Annotated in this window: 17 protein-coding genes and 1 pseudogene; 6 read left to right on the top strand and 12 right to left on the bottom strand. The window is 64.6% G+C overall.

Going from position 1 to position 17,715, the window contains the following annotated elements:
• Positions 1-131: 131 nt before the first annotated feature.
• Positions 132-557 carry a hypothetical protein gene (locus tag QK444_RS14755; protein WP_282780698.1) on the top strand — a complete coding sequence of 142 codons (426 nt, stop codon included), beginning with the start codon at positions 132-134 and terminating at the stop codon, positions 555-557.
• Here QK444_RS14755 and QK444_RS14750 read toward each other — a convergent pair.
• Positions 517-1,737, bottom strand: coding sequence for a saccharopine dehydrogenase NADP-binding domain-containing protein (locus QK444_RS14750; protein ID WP_282780700.1), 1,221 nt, complete (start codon positions 1,735-1,737; stop codon positions 517-519). The two genes, QK444_RS14755 and QK444_RS14750, sit on opposite strands and share 41 nt — an antisense overlap.
• A gap of 101 nt (positions 1,738-1,838) precedes the next feature.
• Here QK444_RS14750 and QK444_RS14745 point away from each other — a divergent pair, with 101 nt between their 5' ends.
• On the top strand, positions 1,839-2,375 hold the full coding sequence (locus QK444_RS14745) for a TetR/AcrR family transcriptional regulator (RefSeq protein ID WP_282780696.1): 537 nt from the start codon (positions 1,839-1,841) through the stop codon (positions 2,373-2,375).
• Positions 2,376-2,674: 299 nt separating this feature from the next.
• Here the strand turns inward: QK444_RS14745 and QK444_RS14740 are convergent, their stop codons facing one another.
• The 5 genes and pseudogenes from QK444_RS14740 to QK444_RS14720 all read right to left on the bottom strand — a co-directional run.
• A complete protein-coding gene (locus tag QK444_RS14740) occupies positions 2,675-3,013 on the bottom strand; it encodes an Lsr2 family protein (RefSeq protein ID WP_282780694.1) in 339 nt (112 codons plus the stop codon).
• Between the two features lie 285 nt (positions 3,014-3,298).
• A complete protein-coding gene (locus QK444_RS14735) occupies positions 3,299-4,297 on the bottom strand; it encodes a DUF6615 family protein (protein WP_282780692.1) in 999 nt (332 codons plus the stop codon).
• Positions 4,298-4,606: 309 nt separating this feature from the next.
• Positions 4,607-5,023 carry a hypothetical protein gene (locus tag QK444_RS14730; protein WP_282780690.1) on the bottom strand — a complete coding sequence of 139 codons (417 nt, stop codon included), beginning with the start codon at positions 5,021-5,023 and terminating at the stop codon, positions 4,607-4,609.
• A 317-nt stretch (positions 5,024-5,340) separates the two neighbouring features.
• On the bottom strand, positions 5,341-5,835 hold the full coding sequence (locus QK444_RS14725; RefSeq protein WP_282780688.1) for an NADP-dependent oxidoreductase: 495 nt from the start codon (positions 5,833-5,835) through the stop codon (positions 5,341-5,343).
• A 311-nt stretch (positions 5,836-6,146) separates the two neighbouring features.
• Positions 6,147-6,711: pseudogene (locus tag QK444_RS14720) on the bottom strand (transposase); the annotation flags it as partial.
• A 399-nt stretch (positions 6,712-7,110) separates the two neighbouring features.
• On the opposite strand from QK444_RS14720, the gene QK444_RS14715 reads away from it, so the two are divergent.
• A complete protein-coding gene (locus tag QK444_RS14715; protein ID WP_282780686.1) occupies positions 7,111-8,091 on the top strand; it encodes a hypothetical protein in 981 nt (326 codons plus the stop codon).
• Positions 8,092-8,269: 178 nt separating this feature from the next.
• On the opposite strand, the gene QK444_RS14710 is transcribed toward QK444_RS14715, so the two are convergent.
• The 4 genes from QK444_RS14710 to QK444_RS14695 all read right to left on the bottom strand — a co-directional run bounded on the left by QK444_RS14710 (position 8,270) and on the right by QK444_RS14695 (position 13,909).
• On the bottom strand, positions 8,270-9,052 hold the full coding sequence (locus tag QK444_RS14710; protein ID WP_282780685.1) for a CHAT domain-containing protein: 783 nt from the start codon (positions 9,050-9,052) through the stop codon (positions 8,270-8,272).
• A 410-nt stretch (positions 9,053-9,462) separates the two neighbouring features.
• Entirely contained in the window at positions 9,463-11,937 is a 2,475-nt protein-coding gene (locus QK444_RS14705) for a CHAT domain-containing protein (RefSeq protein WP_282780683.1), read from the bottom strand.
• Positions 11,938-12,189: 252 nt separating this feature from the next.
• Positions 12,190-13,334 (bottom strand): IS3 family transposase gene (locus tag QK444_RS14700; protein ID WP_282780681.1). Its coding sequence is split into 2 segments (ribosomal slippage): positions 12,190-13,058 and positions 13,058-13,334, totalling 1,146 coding nucleotides; the frame shifts between segments, so codons are not numbered across the junction.
• A 65-nt stretch (positions 13,335-13,399) separates the two neighbouring features.
• Positions 13,400-13,909 (bottom strand): hypothetical protein, encoded by a 510-nt coding sequence (locus QK444_RS14695; protein ID WP_282780679.1) that lies wholly within the window; start codon positions 13,907-13,909, stop codon positions 13,400-13,402.
• Between the two features lie 101 nt (positions 13,910-14,010).
• On the opposite strand from QK444_RS14695, the gene QK444_RS14690 reads away from it, so the two are divergent.
• Positions 14,011-14,550 (top strand): tetratricopeptide repeat protein, encoded by a 540-nt coding sequence (locus QK444_RS14690; RefSeq protein ID WP_282780677.1) that lies wholly within the window; start codon positions 14,011-14,013, stop codon positions 14,548-14,550.
• A 9-nt stretch (positions 14,551-14,559) separates the two neighbouring features.
• Here the strand turns inward: QK444_RS14690 and QK444_RS14685 are convergent, their stop codons facing one another.
• Together QK444_RS14685 and QK444_RS14680 are read right to left on the bottom strand one after the other, a co-directional pair.
• Complete coding sequence (locus tag QK444_RS14685; RefSeq protein WP_282780675.1) at positions 14,560-15,117, bottom strand: restriction endonuclease; 558 nt, start codon at positions 15,115-15,117, stop codon at positions 14,560-14,562.
• Between the two features lie 383 nt (positions 15,118-15,500).
• On the bottom strand, positions 15,501-15,698 hold the full coding sequence (locus tag QK444_RS14680; protein WP_282780673.1) for a hypothetical protein: 198 nt from the start codon (positions 15,696-15,698) through the stop codon (positions 15,501-15,503).
• A gap of 1,135 nt (positions 15,699-16,833) precedes the next feature.
• Between QK444_RS14680 and QK444_RS14675 the strand changes: the two genes are divergently transcribed.
• Complete coding sequence (locus QK444_RS14675) at positions 16,834-17,103, top strand: hypothetical protein (protein WP_282780671.1); 270 nt, start codon at positions 16,834-16,836, stop codon at positions 17,101-17,103.
• Positions 17,104-17,348: 245 nt separating this feature from the next.
• The coding region (locus QK444_RS14670; protein ID WP_282780670.1) for a hypothetical protein at positions 17,349-17,715 on the top strand (367 nt) is incomplete at its 3' end.

The raw sequence follows: 17,715 nt of genomic DNA, 5'->3' as shown, positions 1-17,715 counted from the left end.
AGGGCCAACCTATGACATTTGATCGTGTTGTCACGGAATGTGTCTCGGTTCTGTGTGGATAACAGCGGCGACCGGATATGGTGCGGACCGCGCACAATGAATTGGCCTCTGAGCGACCTGAATCGCGCCCCATGCCACCGCTGCGGACCGCTGGCTCGGTTGCGGTGTTCGGTGCGGTGTTGACCGTCGTTGCCGGGGCTTGCGCTGACCAAGGGCTACGGGCCCTGATCGTGCTCGGCTTCGTGGTTTTCGATCTGTTCGGCGGTGTCACCGTGAACGCCATGGACGCATCCAAACGGTGGTGGCACCGCCCCGGACAGACTACGGGTGACCATCTCGTATTCGTCGCCGTTCACGTGCACCCGTTTCTGATGGCCTGGGCCGTGACGGGTTTTGGCTGGTGGATCGCACTGGCCTGCCACGCGGCGGCGTTGGTCAGCGCAGTGATCATTCTCATGACTTCGCCACGAGCGGCGCACCGCGGCCGACCCGGGGTTGCGGCTTGGACCGCCGGTATTACCTGCATTGGGGTTGGCGTGGTGCGAGGAACGCGGTGAGTATTGCGGAGGAGAGACTTTCGGAATTGTCCTGCACTGTCGCCCAGGATCGGGTGGTTACCGTCATTGTCGCGGTAGGGGGGTTGCCGATGCAGTGCGGTGCGAACGCGGCGAAGAACTGGTGCGGATCGAGCAGTGACTCTGGTGGGTGCACCCCGGGGCGGCGCACGGACGGCAGTTGTAGTGCCGCCACGGCTACGGGAACGCCGGTGTTCTCGCTCATCGTCAGGCCAGGAATCTGAGCCAGGGCCGTGGCTGCCGCGGCGGATTCGCCTCGGCGCGTGCCGCGGGCTACGGCGAACAATGGTGGCGGCCCGCCCGGGGTAATGATGTCGGCCGGCTTGGCGGGAAGCATTCGCTCGGCCTTGGCGGCGAGCCGGGCGGCCCAGTTGAGAGACAGTCCGCAGTCTATGCCAAAGCGTAGTGCCGACAGCACGGCTAGTGTGAATCGGTCGCCGACAACGATATTCGTGTTGTCGCGCAGTTCGGGAAAGGCATGCTGCAGTGTCACGGCCTCGGGGTGACCGAAGCTGCGGCCTGCTATCCGGCCAATGCCCGGATAGTCGAGCTCGATCTTCTCGAGTGCCGGACGCGGCACGACCTGCCGGTCGCGGGTGACAGGGATGGTGCCACTGATCTGCCGCAACCCGTGCGCAATCGCCGCGCTGGGTGGTCCGGGGGTATGGGGCTGTGCTGTATCGGCAACGTTCCATCCTGTTATCAAGCTGTCGACAGTGTTCAATTCCCGAGCGGCAATGACGGCCAGGAGGTTCGCGACGCCGGGGCTGGCACCCATCCCGATCAGCGCGGTCACTCCGGCTGTGCGGGCGCGTCCGTGCAAGGCCAACATCTCCAGCGTCGGCTCCGGATCGTCGCAGATGTCGACGTAGTCGCGGCCAGCATCGATCGCCGCCGCCAGAATCCGTACGCCGAATCGGAAGAACGGGCCGACTGTGTTGACCACAATGTCGCAATCACTCAGGGCCGCAGCCAACTGCGTCTGGTCGGTGACGTCCACCTGCCGGCTGGATGCCTTGGTGCCCAAGCGTTGCGCGACCGCCGCCGCGCGACCGCCGTCGATATCGGCCACGACCAGGTCGGTTACCGTCGCAGCGCCGATCAGGACCCGCGCCGCGACCCGACCCATCTCGCCCGCGCCGCCCAAGGCCAGAACCCGCATGATGATCACACTCTCGGAAGATTATATTTACTGTCATGATGGTAAATAAACTGGGGCGGCCCAGCAAGGTTCGCGAGCGCACGGTCGAGATCCTGCAGGCGATGGCCGGTGTCGTCGCGCGGGACGGGCTGGCGAACGCGACCTTGTCGCGCGTGGCCGAAGCGGCCGGGATGCAGCGCACGCTGGTCCTGCACTATTTCGGCAGTCGAAGTGGCCTGCTCCAGGCGTTCATCAACAGTGCTGTCGCCGGATACGGGTCGGCGATGCTACGTGCGGCCGGCGGCGAATCGATCGAGGCGCGTATCGACACCATGTTCGAGCCCGGCGCCTACCGCAGCCGCGAAGATCTCGTCATCTGGATCGAGCTGGTCGCCCTCGGTGCCCGCGACTCCCAGGTCCGTCAGCGACTGCACGAGCTGTGGACCAGCCGCTGGCTGCCGGAACTGCACGAGCAACTGCACGTCGACTATCCCCACGCCGGTGACGATCAGGTCGCCGCTGCGGCCTACGCCCTGGCCTGTCTGTTCGAGGCGCACTGGGCATTCCACTTGCAGGATGTCGCCACCTCTGAGCGCGGAGTCCAAGCCAAACGCGCCGCTCGCGCCGTTTTGGCGACCTTGGTCCAGAACTCGCTCTGAGGTGAAGGGAAACCGGCCGATCGGGTCCGACGAGATGGTGGCCGAATGGCTGACTGCTGCAGGCTATCCCGTCCGGGCGGACTACATCTACCCTTCCGGGGCGGCGGAGTCCTCGGTGGCGCGCGGGCCCCGCTTCACAGGGGGCTGCGCGACGCCTTTGACGTCGCTCTATGGATCTTTGCCGTGGATCCGATCATGACGCATGCTGGCGACGGCGAGGTGGTGGAGGGTTCCACAACAGGTCGATGCGGCGGTTGGGCCGAGTGGCCCATGGGCTCTCGCTGGGGGCCATGCCGGTGCTACGCGGTCGCCTTGTTGTAGGCCTCCAGCACCTCACTCGGGACGCGGCCGCGGCTGGATACCTCGAAGCCGTTCTTGCGGGCCCAGTCCCGGATCGCCTGCGTCTGCTCCCGATCGACCGCCGGCCGCGGCTTGCCCGCCGCCTTGCCTCGCGGCACGCGGCCGACCCGGCGCGCGTGCGGAGTCCACTGCTCGAAGATCCCGCGCATCCTTGCGGCGTTCAGCTTCGACAGGTCGATCTCGTAGGCCACACCATCGACAGCGAACTGCACCGTCTCCTCGGCCTTGGACTGACCGTCGTAGTCGTCCACCATCTCGACGATGACCTTGCGTGCCATGAAGCAGCCCTTTCCAGTGTGATTTCCGTGGTGAGTGGGATCGTAAACCGTGGAAAGGAGATGGTCCGCTAGCGGATGACCGATACAGTCGAGTGCCCGCGACGGGCAAGTCGGCACCGAGGGGAACTGGACGGCTTGTCTGGCAGCGAAGGCAAAGGGTGCTTGCGTTTCGAGTGTCGGCTCGCAGGACGGGGCGCCCGGACCGCGCGTATGCTCACCGCCGGGTATCGGCAATCAGCATGGTTCGCACGTCACGCGGCTCGAACCGATGGACTCCGGCGAATTTCAGGGTAGCGGCCGTACCGATGTCGGAGATAGGTCGGTGGGAAAGTCGTCCAGATCGGTGAGGACGAGTCGTCGGGCAGGGAGTCGGTCATCCGTCGCTTTGTTTACGTCACCCAGATCGGCGGCCCGGTGGCCGTCGAATACGGCCCGGACATAGCGTGGAAGGGCCGTGAGTCGTTGTCCGTCCAAGATAGAATCTGCGTCCTGCGTGTCCTCGGGTACCGGAGCCATAGGCGCTGTGGTCTCGGGAGTGCCGCTGAGCAGACGCCAATGGATGACGTCGACGATGTCGGTAAGCCCCGCAGGGATACGTTCGTGCGCACGGGTGGCGTCGGTAGGCGAAAACAGCATCGACCACGGCATAGCGTGCGCCAAATAGCGTGGGACGTAGTGTCGATGGCGGGCCTGCAGCAGGTTCCGCACGACACGACTCGGCAAGGCCGAACATCCCCACCATCGCGGATTCTCCTCCCCAAGCGTCACTGTCTCGTAGCCGTGCGGGTGCATGGGGTTTCGCATCGTGATCGGCCGCCCCGACGTATGCGGGAAGAACTGGTCGTTGGTCTTCAGGGCGGCGAGGTCGTGGCCGTCGAAATGGCCACTGGCCCAACCATTGTAGAAAACGTGGTACGGAAGGTACCCGCGTTGATCGCATCCGGCGATCAGCAGGTCGATCTGCCGAATACCCGTGTTACCGATCCTATGGCCGAGATGCCGATAGTTTCGGCCGAAGAACTTTTTCGCCTGTACCCGCAGGCACAGCCACCGGGTATCTGCTCCGATCCACCACTCCCAGTCCGCACCGACGCGTGCCTCCTCCCGTTTGCTGGGCTTGTGGACGAGAACCTGTGGAAACTGCTGGTTCAGTTCGAACAGCAGATAGTCGGTGATGGACTCTTCGCTCGGTGCCAGGCCACGCGGCTGTCCGTGTTCGAGGCGACGCCACGTGTCCACTGCCAGGTAGTCCATCGCTGCCGTCAGGTCCGCGTGCGTCGCCATAGATCGATCATGATGGAGAGACCGGCGCCGCTCCAGCGGTAGCACGCGATCTGCTGTCCGGCCAATAATCGGTACTGCCGAAACGGCATGGAGCCCTGACCGTTTCGCGCGTACCTCGAGCGGTCTCAACGCGTGCTCTGGTAGGCAGGTCGCACTCCGTCCCCAGAGCCAAACCGAGCCCCGGACCGTTTGCGTCGGTGCGGGGCTCGTTCGGGGGTAGTCGGACCGTGCTGATCGCATCAGCGTGGTTGACGGTCGGACGCTACCAGGACCCGCCGACAGGCACAGAACCCGCCACTGTCGGACTCGCTAGTGCTGGAGCTGCCAGACGAGGTTGCCGCGCAGGCGGCCGTTCTGGGTCTTGTTGCACTGAATCGCACGGCCCTGCCCGTCGACCCACTGCTCACCCTCACCCAAGCAGTCATCGCCGGGCGAAACGCTGTGATGCGGGTCGACCGGCAACTTCTCGTTGACCGGCCACCACACGTACGCGTCGGTACGCTTCACCTGCACGCAATACACGGTCTGCCCGTCCGCGGTCTGAGCAACGGTCCGCGTCGGCGCGTATGTGGACGCGCAGTAGTCGCCGATAGTGACGGTGTCGCTTGCCGGTGCGGGCGCCGGCGCGTTGTTGTCGCCGCTGCCGGTGGGAAGTGCCGCGGCGGTCGGGGCGCCTACGAGTAGCACCAGCGCGGCGATGCCGGCGATTCGAGCGCGTGTCTTCATTGGATGTTCCTTCGAGGCGTGGAATGAACGTCGTGGTCGGGGCATCCGATGCGAGAGGGGCGGCGTTAACGGTCGATGTCTGGTTTGTGTGAGGTAGGCACAGAATGTCTGCTACGTCGCGACGGTGCTCTACCCAGAATGCGTGGATCGCCGCCTCGGTAGGTGGCCTCTTGCCACAGCAGATATCGAATCCATGCCAGATCCAACTGGACGGTCAAATCGTCAGCGTCGAAACCGAATTCCTCAAGCAGTCGCTCGGCTTTCTGAGGGCCGCCGGCGGAGCCGATAACCTTCGACGCACCGAGCTGTTTGGCGATCTATCCGGCGATGGAACCGACCGCTCCTGCGGCGCCGGAGATGAACACGACGTCGCCCTCTCGGATCGGGGCGATCTCGGTCAGGCCTGCCCACGCGGTGAGTCCGGTGGTGCCGAGTACGCCCAGGTATGCCTGGGGCGCAGCGAGATTCGGGTCGACGATCTGCGCCGTGCTCGCCTTGAGGAGTGCGTACTCGCGCCACCCGTCGAAGTGGGTGACGGTGGTGCCGACCGGAACGGTGTCTACGGCGGAGGCGACGACGGTGCCGACCGCGCTGCCGGTCATCGGCTCGTCGAGGGTGAAGGGCGGAATGTAGGACTCGACGTCGTTCATGCGACCGGGCATGTAGGGGTCGATCGAGATCCAGTCGTTGCGGACCAGGATCTGGCCTGGACCGGGATCGGCGACTGTCGTGGTCGCGAACTCGAAGTCCGTCGGCTGGGGTTCGCCGACAGGTCGGGTGGTCAATCGCCATTCACGGCTGGATACGGGCATGGTTGTGCTCCTGAGTGAGTGGGGGATGGTTTTCGCAAGTGTGGAGATGCCCTTGCTCTGATGGTTCATGGGCGGCGCGACGGGGGTGGTGAGCAGTAGCATGCGCGGGTGTGGACGATTTCTTGCTGTTCCTGGCGTCTGTCGTTCCGATAGTTCTGATTCCGGTCGGGTTCGCGTGGGCGGTGACGCGCGCGCGTCGACGCGGCCTCGGTGGTTCAATCGTCGGGCCGTTCCAGGAGATGTGGGATCCGAGTGCTGCGCGGACTCGGGTCGAAATCGAGGTGCGAGCCGAACTGAAAACGCGCGCTCCGTCACCGGGTGATCCGCTGTCCGGTAGTGAGGACGTGCCCTGATCGCCGATCAGGTCGGGCGAACTGTGTCGTATTCCGGTAGGGCTGCTTGGTTTTCAGCATCGTGTAGAGGACGTCGCAGCGGCGGCGAGCCAGGCAGATCAGGGCGGCGTTGTGCTTCTTGCCCTCATCGCGTTTGCGCGTGTAGTAGGCGCGGCTGGCCGGGTCGTGCAGCGCGGCGAACGCCGAGAGGAACAGGGCGCGTTTGAGTTTGTGGTTGCCCGAGCGGGGGGTGCTCGCCCTTGATGGAGCTGCCGGAGTTGTGGGTGACCGGGGCGATGCCGGCGTAGGACGCGAGGTGCCTGGCGGTGGCGAAGGCCGAGCGGTCACCGACCTCGAGCCGGATGCGGGCTCCGGTCCTGACTCCGACGCCGGGCATCGAGGTCAGGACCTTGGCAAGAGGGTGCGCATCGAGCATCTTCTCGATGTCCTCAGCGATGGTTTTGCGTCGCAGCAAAACACTTTTCAGAGAGTCAGTCAGTTTGGGCAGCACGATCTCCGCGGCGTTAGAACCGGGAACGGTGACCCAGGAACCCGGTCGAGCTGGCCAGCGGGTTCCTGGTGTTGATGAGCCTGGATATTCTGCGTCCGTCCCTGGCCCACCTGCTGCAGCGCAAGCACAACGCGGTGTTCCTGACCCGGAAGATGAGTCGCGTCCGTGATCCCGGGGGCTTCGCGTTGCTGCGCGATGCGGTCGCAGCGACGCCGGCGCTGCAGGCAGAGGGATCGGCGGCGATCACGATGATCGCCAAAAACGTTGCGGCCAAGGGCGGAATGGTCGCCGAGGTGACCGTGGGTGATCTGGTTCAGGCATACGACCTGCGCCGGACGGCGAGAAGACGCGCGACCTACATCTCCGCGGCCTACGCGCTTGTTGCGGCAGGTCGGGGTCGTGCCCGCCGAAGCACCCGCTACGTTTCGGGCGTTGGCCCACACCATGGGACAGCGCAGCCTGGAGGCACTGCTGGATCGCTACCCGATCACCTGCCAGCCGGTCCGCGCGGTGATCCTGGACTATCTGCGCGAGCGTCAACCAGCCGTGGACTACGTGACCTTGGATCAGCTGGCGTTCATGATCGGCGGCAAGTTTTGGGCCGACCTCGAGCGCCATCATCCCGGCATCGACTCGCTGCACCTGGCACCCGAGGTCGCGGCAGCCTGGAAGGAACGACGGCAATACCGGACACGCAAGGTCCATCACGCCGACGGCACCACCACCTCGGAGCGATACCGGCGGCTGTCGGACAACGAGTTGACTGTAGTCCGAGCATTCTACCAGGACACCGCGCAATGGGCACTGGAAGAATCATCCCGTTGGGGACCATGGGTCGCACCATGTCCAGTGCGCGACAGCGATCTCACCATCCGCCAGCGCAAGGTCAACAAACATCGCAAGGCCCGGATGGACCAGCGCACCCGCGAGCGACTGCCCGTCCTTCCACTGCTGGTCAAGACCGCTCAAGACCGGCTGGAGCTGGCCAGCCGAAGACTACGAGCGGCCCAATCGGTCGACACGGGCCAGTATTTCGACATCGACGGTCGACGCTGGCATCGCCCCGTCCTGGCCAGAAACCTGCCCATGACCCCAGTGGTCTGGGCCGTCGATCCCGACACCGGTAAACGGCGTGACCTGGCAACCGAGGAAGGGGATACCTTCTGGGCCTGGGCCATCCTGGAGACCTTGCGCCACACCGGCATTCGCGCCGAGGAACTACTGGAGCTCACCCACCACGCGATCACCGAATACCGGCTGCCGTCGACAGGCGAACTCGTCCCGCTGCTGCAAATCGCGCCGTCGAAATCCGACGCCGAACGGCTGCTGCTCATCAGTCCCGAACTCGCCGACGTCCTGAGTGCCGTGAGCGTGGTATTCCAACTGGTGGCTGCGACACCCCGGGGGCCGTAAGAATCCGTACGGTACGTCTCACTTTACGAGCGATCAAAAGCGGTCGGCCCCAGCGATCTTGGTGGCCGACCGTCTGGCCGCTTCGAACAGCGCTCAACGCGGCAGAATGGTGCGTTCGGGCCGATCCACCAGCCGGACATCTGTGAAGTAAACGCCCAGGCCGGTCAGCGGTATTGCGCTACTCCATGGCCTTGACCAGGATCGTCACACTCGGATCCACGTCCGGAGCACACGCGAGAGTCGGCAGATCGGCGCCACTCAACCCCGCGAGCTCAAGAGCCGATCGCCCGGACAGGTGAGACGACTTGATCGACTGACCGTCGGCAATCGAGGCATAGAACTGAGCGGCATAGTTGATCGCGTCACCGTCGTCGATCTCGTCGGCCATACCGATCGCGAACGGCACCACCTCGGCGACAAGATCATCGATCTGAGCTGCGGAGTTGCACGAGTTCAGCAGTACCAGCAGCGGCGGAGCGTCGGTCGCCTGGATCGCACGAGCGAACGCACCAGCGGCGACATCTATGCCCGAATTGGGACCGTCAGTGTCCTGTTCGAACACCAGGAAGTCATTGTCGCTATGACCGGAGAAGTGGACCACATGAGGACGGAATTTGCTGATCCCGTCGAGCAAGTCCGCGGGCGTTGCCGCAGGACGAACATCGAACATGATCTGATCGCGATGAAGAGCTGACTGGACGGCCGCGCGGATCCGCTTCTGCTCGCGCCCCACTCGGAGATCGCCCTCGCCCGCAGCCCCGAGAATCAGCACCCGCAGCTTCTCAGCTTGAGATTTAACCTCTGACCGACGGGCATAGCTGGACGGGCGAATCCTGGCGGGATTCCTGTTGAAACCCCGCGACCGGTAAAGCCGGACAGAGTCGATGCTGGCGGAGCGATCTCCACGGACATCAAGTTGCCCGTGGCACGACAGTCGGCGACAGGAGTTCTCGGCGAACATGTTCCAGATTTTCGATGCGGGTCGATCATGACGATGGCCGCCGCGCATCCCATAATGCCTAGTTTGGTATGTCAAACCATGGTTGATGTTCGAAGGAAGAAACTCCGGCGCAGCTTGTACCGCATCGGCGGCGTTGCTAGAGCCTGGCAGACCGCCCGGTAGCTTCAGCTTTGTCGGTCTGACGGTGAAAGTGGTGATCGTGATCCGCAGCTAGTACAGTTAATTCGCTTCCGCCAGCCCGAGGGCGTGCGGCAGCGTGTGCGGTTCGCTCATCATCATCGGCGATCGCTAGTGTTCGGGTTCGTTCGAACTGTGCGATGGCGTGTGGTTAACAGCCCCGGGTTGAGGATATCGGCGAAGGGAAGGCATTTTGCCGGTCGCTCCTGCGATCTGTGCCGACGGTATCTTCCTCACGTCGTGCGTGAACTGAGGTAGAACGCAGCCCAATATCGAGCTGACTGCAGTGGGCGAGCATCGAGATGCACGGTGGCTGGCGGCGCCACATGTACTCCGTGTTCGTGCAGGAAGCGCGTCAGTTCCTGCACGGTCACGCTCCTCATCCACAGTTGTACGGTGCGCAGTCGCGAGGACAACTCCTCGGCCCCCAGCGCTTCCAGGGCCGCGACTTCCTGGAAGAAGCGTGTCATGAACGCCACGCCTGCGAGGTCGCTGACCTGCCACAGGGAGCCGACGGAGAACGCGAATCCCGCATTCAATGCGGCAGCATTGACGCTGATCGCTTCATCACCGAGCACCAACGTAGAGGGCACTCCGGAGCTGCACGAGCTGAAGGCGGCCAGAAAGGCACCACCGTCGGTCCGCTTCCAATCGCTCATCGACTGAACCGTGACATCGGCGTCAGTCAAAATCAGGGCCGACTGTCTCGGGTCCAGATGATCGACACTGGAGTGACCTGAGAAGTGCACAACGGAAGATGTTCGGGCAGCCGTAGCCAGGTCCTGGGCACACGCTTCGTGCGTCGCGTCCGCACGGAGCCCTGCCGTGCGGAGGATTCCCTGCACCGCCGATACTTCGGCGTCGGGGTATCGCAGCTGAGATGCGTGGGGAGGGTTCATGGCGCTCACGCCGTGGTAGGAGAATCTGTCATCCAGCATGAGTCGGCTGGTGCTCGAGGATGTCGAGTGGCGACTGGAAACCACGCTGATAAATGGATGCCGATAATCGGGATGGTCGAGCACTGCAGCTGAGACCGGTAGCTGAGAGAACAAGCCACACGCTACGAGACAGATTCCGGAAGCTGGGGGGGCGAGGCGGCAGATCTGTTCCGCAACGGTATGCAGGCTTTCAAGCGTAGCCACCACGGCCGTATCGAGGTGCGCGGACATGCCCGTGGTCTGCACTGTCACCAGCCCAGGTGCGTTGTCGGCGAAGGAATTCGTCAGTTGCACCAGATGGCGCCCGGCGAGTGCATCGAGCCGAATGCCTCGTGGACGATCCCATTCCTCACGGACCACAGCAATGTAGGTGGCGACGGGGGAATGAGTCAGGTAGACCCACGACGGGCCCCGCTCTGCGGTGGCGTCGTGTGACGGGAAGTCAGGGGTGTCGGTCAGCTCATGGATCAGAGCTCGACTGGCTTCGATGGTCTCGATGGCTTCGTCCCATAAACCGTGCTCGCACATTTGGCCGGCGATGAATCGCATCTGCACCGGATTCGATCGAAGGAACGGTTCCAGGCGTTCGCGGGAAAGCGCCGTGATCACGCGATTGAATGCGGATACCGCGGCTCGCAGCACCGGAACCTCTGTCTCGGGCTCGAAGAGTTCCTGCCCGTTCTTGATGATGAAGTAGGCGCAGCCGAAATATCGCTCAGGGTCGGTGTCGAAGCCGTGGAGTGCGCTGATCAGTCCTTGGAGGGTAGTGCGGGATCGGTGCAGCAAGAATTCGATTCGCGCCTGATACCACCTTCCGTGGGCGAGTTGCTGCCCCTCGGACGACACCGCGAGCAGCCGCTCCAATTCCCGTGAGACCTCGTCGAGAATGGTGATGTGCTGTGGGCTCAGCGACATGCTCGCATCCAAGTCCAGCCAGGCAGGAGTTTGGTCGACACCGATCGCCACCGGATTGCTTCGGAGCAGGTCTGCGATCGATTCTGGAGCATTCGAAGCCTTTTCGTACAACGAAGCCGGCAGGTCGTCGATATGCGCCAAGACGAGGGCGCGTATCTGCGCCTGCTGGTCGGCGCCGATCAGTTCCATCACGACTCGACCCAGTTCGGCGATGCCGCCTACCGGGGTATCGCCCTGGTGTGTGCGAAGGAGCTTCAGCCCATCCAGCATTTCGGTGGCTGCGTCGGCCAATGCTCGCACTCGGTCTGCGCCATGCTGACGATAGGACATCTGGCAACCCAATCGGCCTGCCGTGAACTGCGAATATCCCCAGTCGAGTGAGTTCTCTTCCTTGTGCTCGAAACTGAAATCCAGGAACGCCTCTGCGTTTCGGAGGTCGGAGTCGTGGATGTGCCGTTTGTCGAGGAGCGCGCTCGCTGCGTTCGTGTATTCGATAGCTGCGCGCCACATGTCACCGAGTTCTCGGTATTGTCCCGCAGACTCTTGGAGGAGGCGGGCCGCGCGGGTCTTTGCGAGGTCAGTGTCCTCGGTGACGTATTCGCTGAGTGCCCAACCGAGGCTGGCTAGAATCGAGGCGACCGTAGCTTGGTCGTGACGTGCCAGGGCGATCCGGTGTGCCGCACCCAGTTTGAAGGCTGCTTTCAGGAGGTCCTGGTCACCTGGCGCGCTAGGCAGCAACAAGCTACGGGCCTCATTGCAGTACCTGGCCATCGCCTGGTATCCATGCCTGGACCGCGGGTTGTGGCCTGCTGGCTTTCTTGTCCCGCGCTCGAACGATTGCTCGACCTCGGTCACGTTTATTGCAGTACCTCCCTTTAATATCGACGAACAAGTCCGCGGCCTTGGACATGCGCTCCCTGATACTCGCCAGGCGTGAAACCGTCGCCTCCGATGGTACTCGAGATCATCTGTCGACACGGATGAACTTCAACAGCCGCGCCCCGAGGTCAGGAACTACAACTCACCCGGCCAATACCGAGCGCCGGGCTGAGCGGTCCCCGATGACGAGACCACCCGGGAGTAGAGCCAGGTGATTTCGTACCGTGTTCAGTTGGTCCCGCAGCCCACTGGGTGGTGGGTGTGGGTACAGGCCGCAGCGTACTCGGCCGGCGTCAGGTAGCCCAGCGCCGAATGCCGATGCCGCCGATTGTGATCGACCTTGAAATCGCCGATCACCACCCGCGCCTCGAGCAGGCTGGTCCAGTGGTTGCGGTTGAGGCACTCGGTCCGCAACCGGCGGTTGAACGATTCGACGAACCCGTTGTTCCAGGGCGTGCCCGGAGGAATGTAGGAGATCCCGACTAGGTCGGCGCAAAACCGTTGCAGCGCATTCGAAATCATTTCCGGGCCGTTGTCCATCCGCAGCACCCTCGGTGGGCCGCCGGCCGCGGCGAATACCTTCTCCAGTTCGGTGACCAACCTGTCGGAGGTGATCGAGCGCTCCACCACGTGCAGCAGCGACTCGCGGGTGTGTTCGTCGATCATCGACGCGATCTTCACCGCCCGACCGTCCACGGTGGAATCGAACTGGAAATCCAACGCCCACACCACCTTCGGCGCATCGGCTTCCACCGGCGGCACCGATGAAATACCGGCCCGTTTGCGCGGGTGGTGTTCGCGGACCTGCAGGCCCTCCTCACACCAGAGCCGGTGGACCTTCTTGAGGTTGACGCCCGCGCCCTCGTCGAACCGCAGTGCCGCCCAGGCACGACGGAACCCGTGCCCGGGATTCTTGACCGCGTACGAGCGCAGCCAGGCCCGCATACCGGCGTCCGGATCGGTCGGGGTGTCCTCGATCGGCAGCCGCCGATAGGTCGACCGATTCAGCCCAACGACCTTGCACGCGAACCGTTCCGACATGCTCTTGACTTCGCGAAGCATGTCCACGGCGCGACGCTTGGTGGCTGGGCTCAGAATTTTCCCCGAGCGATCTCCCGCAACGCGTCCTTCTCCAGCTCGGCATCGGCGAGCAGCCGCTTCAAGCGGGCGTTCTGCTCACGCAGCTCTTTGAGTTCCTTGGCGGCGTCGGTGTCCACACCGCCGTACTGGCGGCGCCAGTTGTACAACGTCGCCGCCGATACCCCGATCTCGGCGGCAGCCTCCTCGCCGGTCTTACCGGCGGCGGTCAGCTCGTCGGCACGGCGCAGCTTCCGCACGATGTCTTCCGCGGAATGCCGCTTGCGTCCTGCCATATCGATCAGTGTCCCTTCTCGGCCCTCACCAGGCCATACAGGACACTAATACCAAGTGGTCTCATTCACCGGGGACGGCCCAATCGGACTGCGGGGCAGTACTCGGTGCGGAGGAATCGGTTCATCTTGATGGCAACTTGGAGGGTCGCCCCGGTCGACATGTCTTGTTCGATGAAACTTTCCCAGGTCTCGATACCGGTGGCGATATCGCGACAGAACAAGACCATGACGTAGGCCAAGCCTTCGAGGATGCCGCGTTCTATTGCGGTGTCGCGCGCGATGCCGTAGTTGGTCTCCATGGCCACCAGGTGCAAGCGCACCAGCAAGCCCTCGGTGACCCCCGCAGCCGATAGCAGTTCAGCAGTCGAATCCTCATGACCGGTCGGAACAGTTGTAGACGGTGCCCCCGTGTAGGCGACCCGCGATGTTGTTGTCGGGGCGGCAGCCGTCGGCGTGGACTCGTGATCTGACTTCTGCTCACGCCCGAAGAACGCCAGCGCCGCCACGATGGCCAGTACTGCGCAGGCCTCGATGCACTGACGCCTGCGCGAACCTCGACCTTTGATAGCTGTCATGTATGGACTGTCCAGAAAGTCGGACAGACGTTACCGAGCGCCGCCGCAGCCGTGCCCCCTCGTGACCCGGGCAGCGAGATCGAACGGCAGCTGGCCGGTTAGTGAACGAGTACGCGGACTTCATGTCTTGCATGAAGTCGGGACGATTCGATGAAGCCATTCCGCTCTGCGAGCAGACCCTCATCGACCGCGAGCGGGCCCTCGGACCCGACCACCCCCACACCCTCAGCTCGCGCAACAACCTCGCCGGCGCCGCCCACCACGAACACGTCCTCGAGATCGTGTACTGGGACGCGGGCACCGCCCGGCTGCTCCCGAGATTGATCAAGGGCCGCACGCGCGGGCCGGTGTTCGTGACCCACCGCCGCCCCGGGCCTCCTGTGGGAGAAGGCATCAGCAGCTACGGGTCCGTCTTTCACCCGGCCGAGCATGCCGCCCTGGCGCGCATCCTGATCGGCGGACACCCAGCGGCGTGTCACATCGCCGCGGGCACCCCGGGCGAGCCGGTATGGACAACGACCCCATCGAACGACAGGCCCTGCTCGATGCCGATGCCCCCACAGGTACGGGCTGACCAGCGCTGGGTGCGAGACCTGCTGCTCTGTCATGGCATGTGGCTTCGATGGGATCGCGACCAGTAGCCCCTCCGGTTACAGCTCCCACGGGGCCGGGCCGGTGCGTGACTCCCAGGCCGCCAGCGCGCGAGCGTCCATCAGCAGGATGCCCGCTGCCTGCGCGTAGGATCGTGCCGCCGAGGTGTAGTCCCGCGCGGTGGTCACCACCGCCGCGACATCCGCGCGGTGGATGGTGAAACAGGTACCTCCGAAGCGCTGCACATCCTGGGATCCCACTTTGCCGCTATTGCGATACCGCTTGGCCTGCAGCACGATCCGCTGTCCTGCCGGGCCGCGTGCCAGCACATCCGCGCCCAGGTCGCCGGCGCCACCCACCACTCGTACATCCCGGCAGCCGTCGCGGCGGCACAACGCGGCCAGTGCGTGCTCGAAGGCGGCGGGGCTCAAGGAGTTCTGTCGCAGCGCTGCGACTGCCCGCGCGTCATCGCGGGCACGGATACGGCGCCGATGCCAGATCCACAGGGCCGCCGCGATCGCCGCCACGGCTACAACACCCGCACCGATCACCGCGACCAGCACGGGCCGGGCTTCGAGCACCGGCAAGACCAGCGCGAGCACGGCTAAGCCCGCCACGCCTGCCATGAACATCGACGCCCCCGAATCCGCGCGTCGCCGTGACCGCCGATATCGCCGCCCCATGTGACCACCCCTGCCTCACCGGCGAGACTTGGTGTCCCGCAACGGACAAATGGTCTTCCGAGGGTAGGTCGCTGTACCGACAACCCGGCTGCGACAACGGTGTGGTGTACCAATTCGACCTCCAGCCGGACCTGGCTGGAGGTCGAATTGGTCGGGTGGTTGCCGGTTGGCCGGGTTAGTTGTCGTGGCCCGCGCACCTCCGTCCCGGCCAATCGAAGAGGGGCGCAGTATCTGCTTCGGCCGGGTGCGGCGCGGTACCTCACCTGACGGCCCCCTGTGCCATGGGCTCGGGGGCCGTGGGGTGGTACGGGACCGATTCAGTTGGGTAGCAGCGTGTTCAGCGTGAGCAGGCCGATGGTGAATGCCCCGGCGAACGCGCCGCCGCCCGCGCAGATGGCGGTGGCCCAGGTGTTTCCGTTGTGCCGAGTCAAGGCGCCGCCGATGAAGCCGATCAGCACGCTGGTGAGTAGGGCGACCAGCAACCAGAGCACGAGCAGGGTGGATGGTGAGGTCATTGTGGAGTTCCTGTCGATCGAGGGGTATTCGTTCGACGGCGGAGCGTAGAGAGGTGGGGTGCAGCGCAGCGTGCACGTCTGTTTTGGCTGTTCACGGTGGTGGGAGTGGCCGGAGCGTGGGGGAGTCGTAGCGGGGGTGGGGGGTATCGGCGAGAATCGTTTGCCGAGGCCGAAAGCCTCATGGGTACCGGAGCCTTTCACATTGTTGTGGTTCTGGTGTTCCTGCGACCCCTGCCCCTGTGGCAGCCAAACCTTGGCGGCAGGGGTCGCAGCGTGGTTTCTCAGTTCCCTTGTCGGAGAGCTGAAACGGCCTGGGTGAGGCCGCGTTCGGGAGAGTAATGAGATTCGTGGGCGGATTGTGTGCGTGGCACACATCTGGTGTGACCTCGAGGACCAAATGCCCGAGGCGCGGCCAGGTGGCGGCCGGCAGAAGGACGGTGTCCAGGCCGACGATGCGGCTCGCGGTGGCCGCTCGGGTGAGCCGAGAGAGAGGGGCGATCATGTCGCGCACGATGACACAAAGCCGGAACCGTTCTCAAGCATCTACATTCATGCAGGTCAGTTAGGTGTATGAGCTTGTGCCGGTGTAGTTCTACCACTAAACACCACCGGCACGACCCGGCTCAGGACTCCTCGGTTCTCAGGTGGGGCGTGCGGTCGCGGGCTTGCTGGCAGGCGCACACGGGGCGGTCTTGCGGCGAGGCGTACACGTGGCCCCGCACTGGCATCGATGTGTCCTGTGCCCGTTGCGATCCGGGCCGGGGCACGGCACCCAGCCCACGAGCACATCCGCGGCGCCCGGCAGTGGATGTCCGTGCGGGCATCGCGCCGGGACCGGTTCGGCCCAGCGGCCCTTGCCCAGTCCCACCAGCTGCCGCGCGGGTGTCACCCGCCCGTCGGCCACGTAGAGGTGGCGCGGCGAGGATTCGCGGTCGTGGTCGGTGTGGTGGCTGTAGGTGATCGAGTCCGACTACTCGCGGGTGGGGTATCGGTATTCGAGGTTGTCGAGGTCCGGGACGACGGCACTACGCTCGTGCAGGCCGCCGAGGATGTGCCCGGCCGGTATCCGTTCCCGACGCCGACCGTTCACCTCGTCCCCGCGGATCCACCCTCGCCGTGACCGGGCGGATCGCGCATGTCTGAGCTCCCCGCCCGCACCCGTGTGTACCGCATCGACCGTCCGGAGCGGCGCGGGTGGGTGATGCCCCGCGGCACCGTGGGTATCGTGCGCACCGATTTCGTCCATCACCTGGACGAGCTGGTGGATATCATCTCCGCCGAGCCGCCGGACGACCGCGACTGGGTCGTGGTCTGGTGGTCCGCCGACAACCACCGCTGGGAACGGGTGGCCGACCTGGACGCGGAAGCACCACCGCCACCGCGGTACAGCCGACCCACGGAATGACTGACTGGTCTGTTTTCGGTCGTGAGGGGTGCGCTGAGCGTGGCAACATCCGAGTTGTGGGCTCGATCGGCAATCCCCTGGATATCGAAACGCGGACTCTGGGGTTGCGGCTCCCGGGGCACCCGGATGTCGAGTACATGGTGACGCTGGTCCGGCCGGTGGGCCGATCCGCCGATTCCTGGATGTTGGCGGAGGTCACCGTCCGCAGCGCTGGTGGACCCATCGGCGACACGGACTTCGTGCCGGTGGAGAAACTGCTCGGCGCCGCAGTCGAGAACCTTGAGCACCCGGATGCGGTGCAGCCTCCCAACGTCGCGATGCGCGAATTGGCATGGCTGCCCACGCGATGCCAGCGGGTGCTGTACCGGCGCGGGATCACCACCAACGCGGCACTGTTCGCGCTGTCGGAGTCGCAGCTGCGGGCGATCCGCCCGCACCGCCCCCCGCTGCTCCGGATCCTCGAGCTTCCCCGCGATCAACTCCAGCAGCCGCCCCGCGCGGGCGCGGTCAACCGCTCATCCGCCGTATCCACCGGGTCGATGAGCGCGATGAGCGCCGCCGAGTCGGTGAGCTGCTCGACGATCGCCCCCAGCAGTTCATCGAGCGTCCGCC

Source organism: Nocardia sp. CC201C, assembly GCF_030010695.1.
In the GTDB taxonomy this organism is placed as follows: domain Bacteria; phylum Actinomycetota; class Actinomycetes; order Mycobacteriales; family Mycobacteriaceae; genus Nocardia; species Nocardia otitidiscaviarum.
This window is presented reverse-complemented; position numbering and strand designations above follow the sequence as displayed.

Coding starts and splice junctions, on each gene's coding strand:
- QK444_RS14755 (WP_282780698.1), top strand. CDS start 132: ATGCCACCGCTGCGGACCGCTGGCTCGGTTGCGGTGTTCGGTGCGGTG.
- QK444_RS14750 (WP_282780700.1), bottom strand. CDS start 1,737: ATGCGGGTTCTGGCCTTGGGCGGCGCGGGCGAGATGGGTCGGGTCGCG.
- QK444_RS14745 (WP_282780696.1), top strand. CDS start 1,839: ATGGCCGGTGTCGTCGCGCGGGACGGGCTGGCGAACGCGACCTTGTCG.
- QK444_RS14740 (WP_282780694.1), bottom strand. CDS start 3,013: ATGGCACGCAAGGTCATCGTCGAGATGGTGGACGACTACGACGGTCAG.
- QK444_RS14735 (WP_282780692.1), bottom strand. CDS start 4,297: ATGGCGACGCACGCGGACCTGACGGCAGCGATGGACTACCTGGCAGTG.
- QK444_RS14730 (WP_282780690.1), bottom strand. CDS start 5,023: ATGAAGACACGCGCTCGAATCGCCGGCATCGCCGCGCTGGTGCTACTC.
- QK444_RS14725 (WP_282780688.1), bottom strand. CDS start 5,835: ATGCCCGTATCCAGCCGTGAATGGCGATTGACCACCCGACCTGTCGGC.
- QK444_RS14710 (WP_282780685.1), bottom strand. CDS start 9,052: ATGTTCGCCGAGAACTCCTGTCGCCGACTGTCGTGCCACGGGCAACTT.
- QK444_RS14695 (WP_282780679.1), bottom strand. CDS start 13,909: ATGACAGCTATCAAAGGTCGAGGTTCGCGCAGGCGTCAGTGCATCGAG.
- QK444_RS14680 (WP_282780673.1), bottom strand. CDS start 15,698: ATGACCTCACCATCCACCCTGCTCGTGCTCTGGTTGCTGGTCGCCCTA.
- QK444_RS14675 (WP_282780671.1), top strand. CDS start 16,834: ATGTCTGAGCTCCCCGCCCGCACCCGTGTGTACCGCATCGACCGTCCG.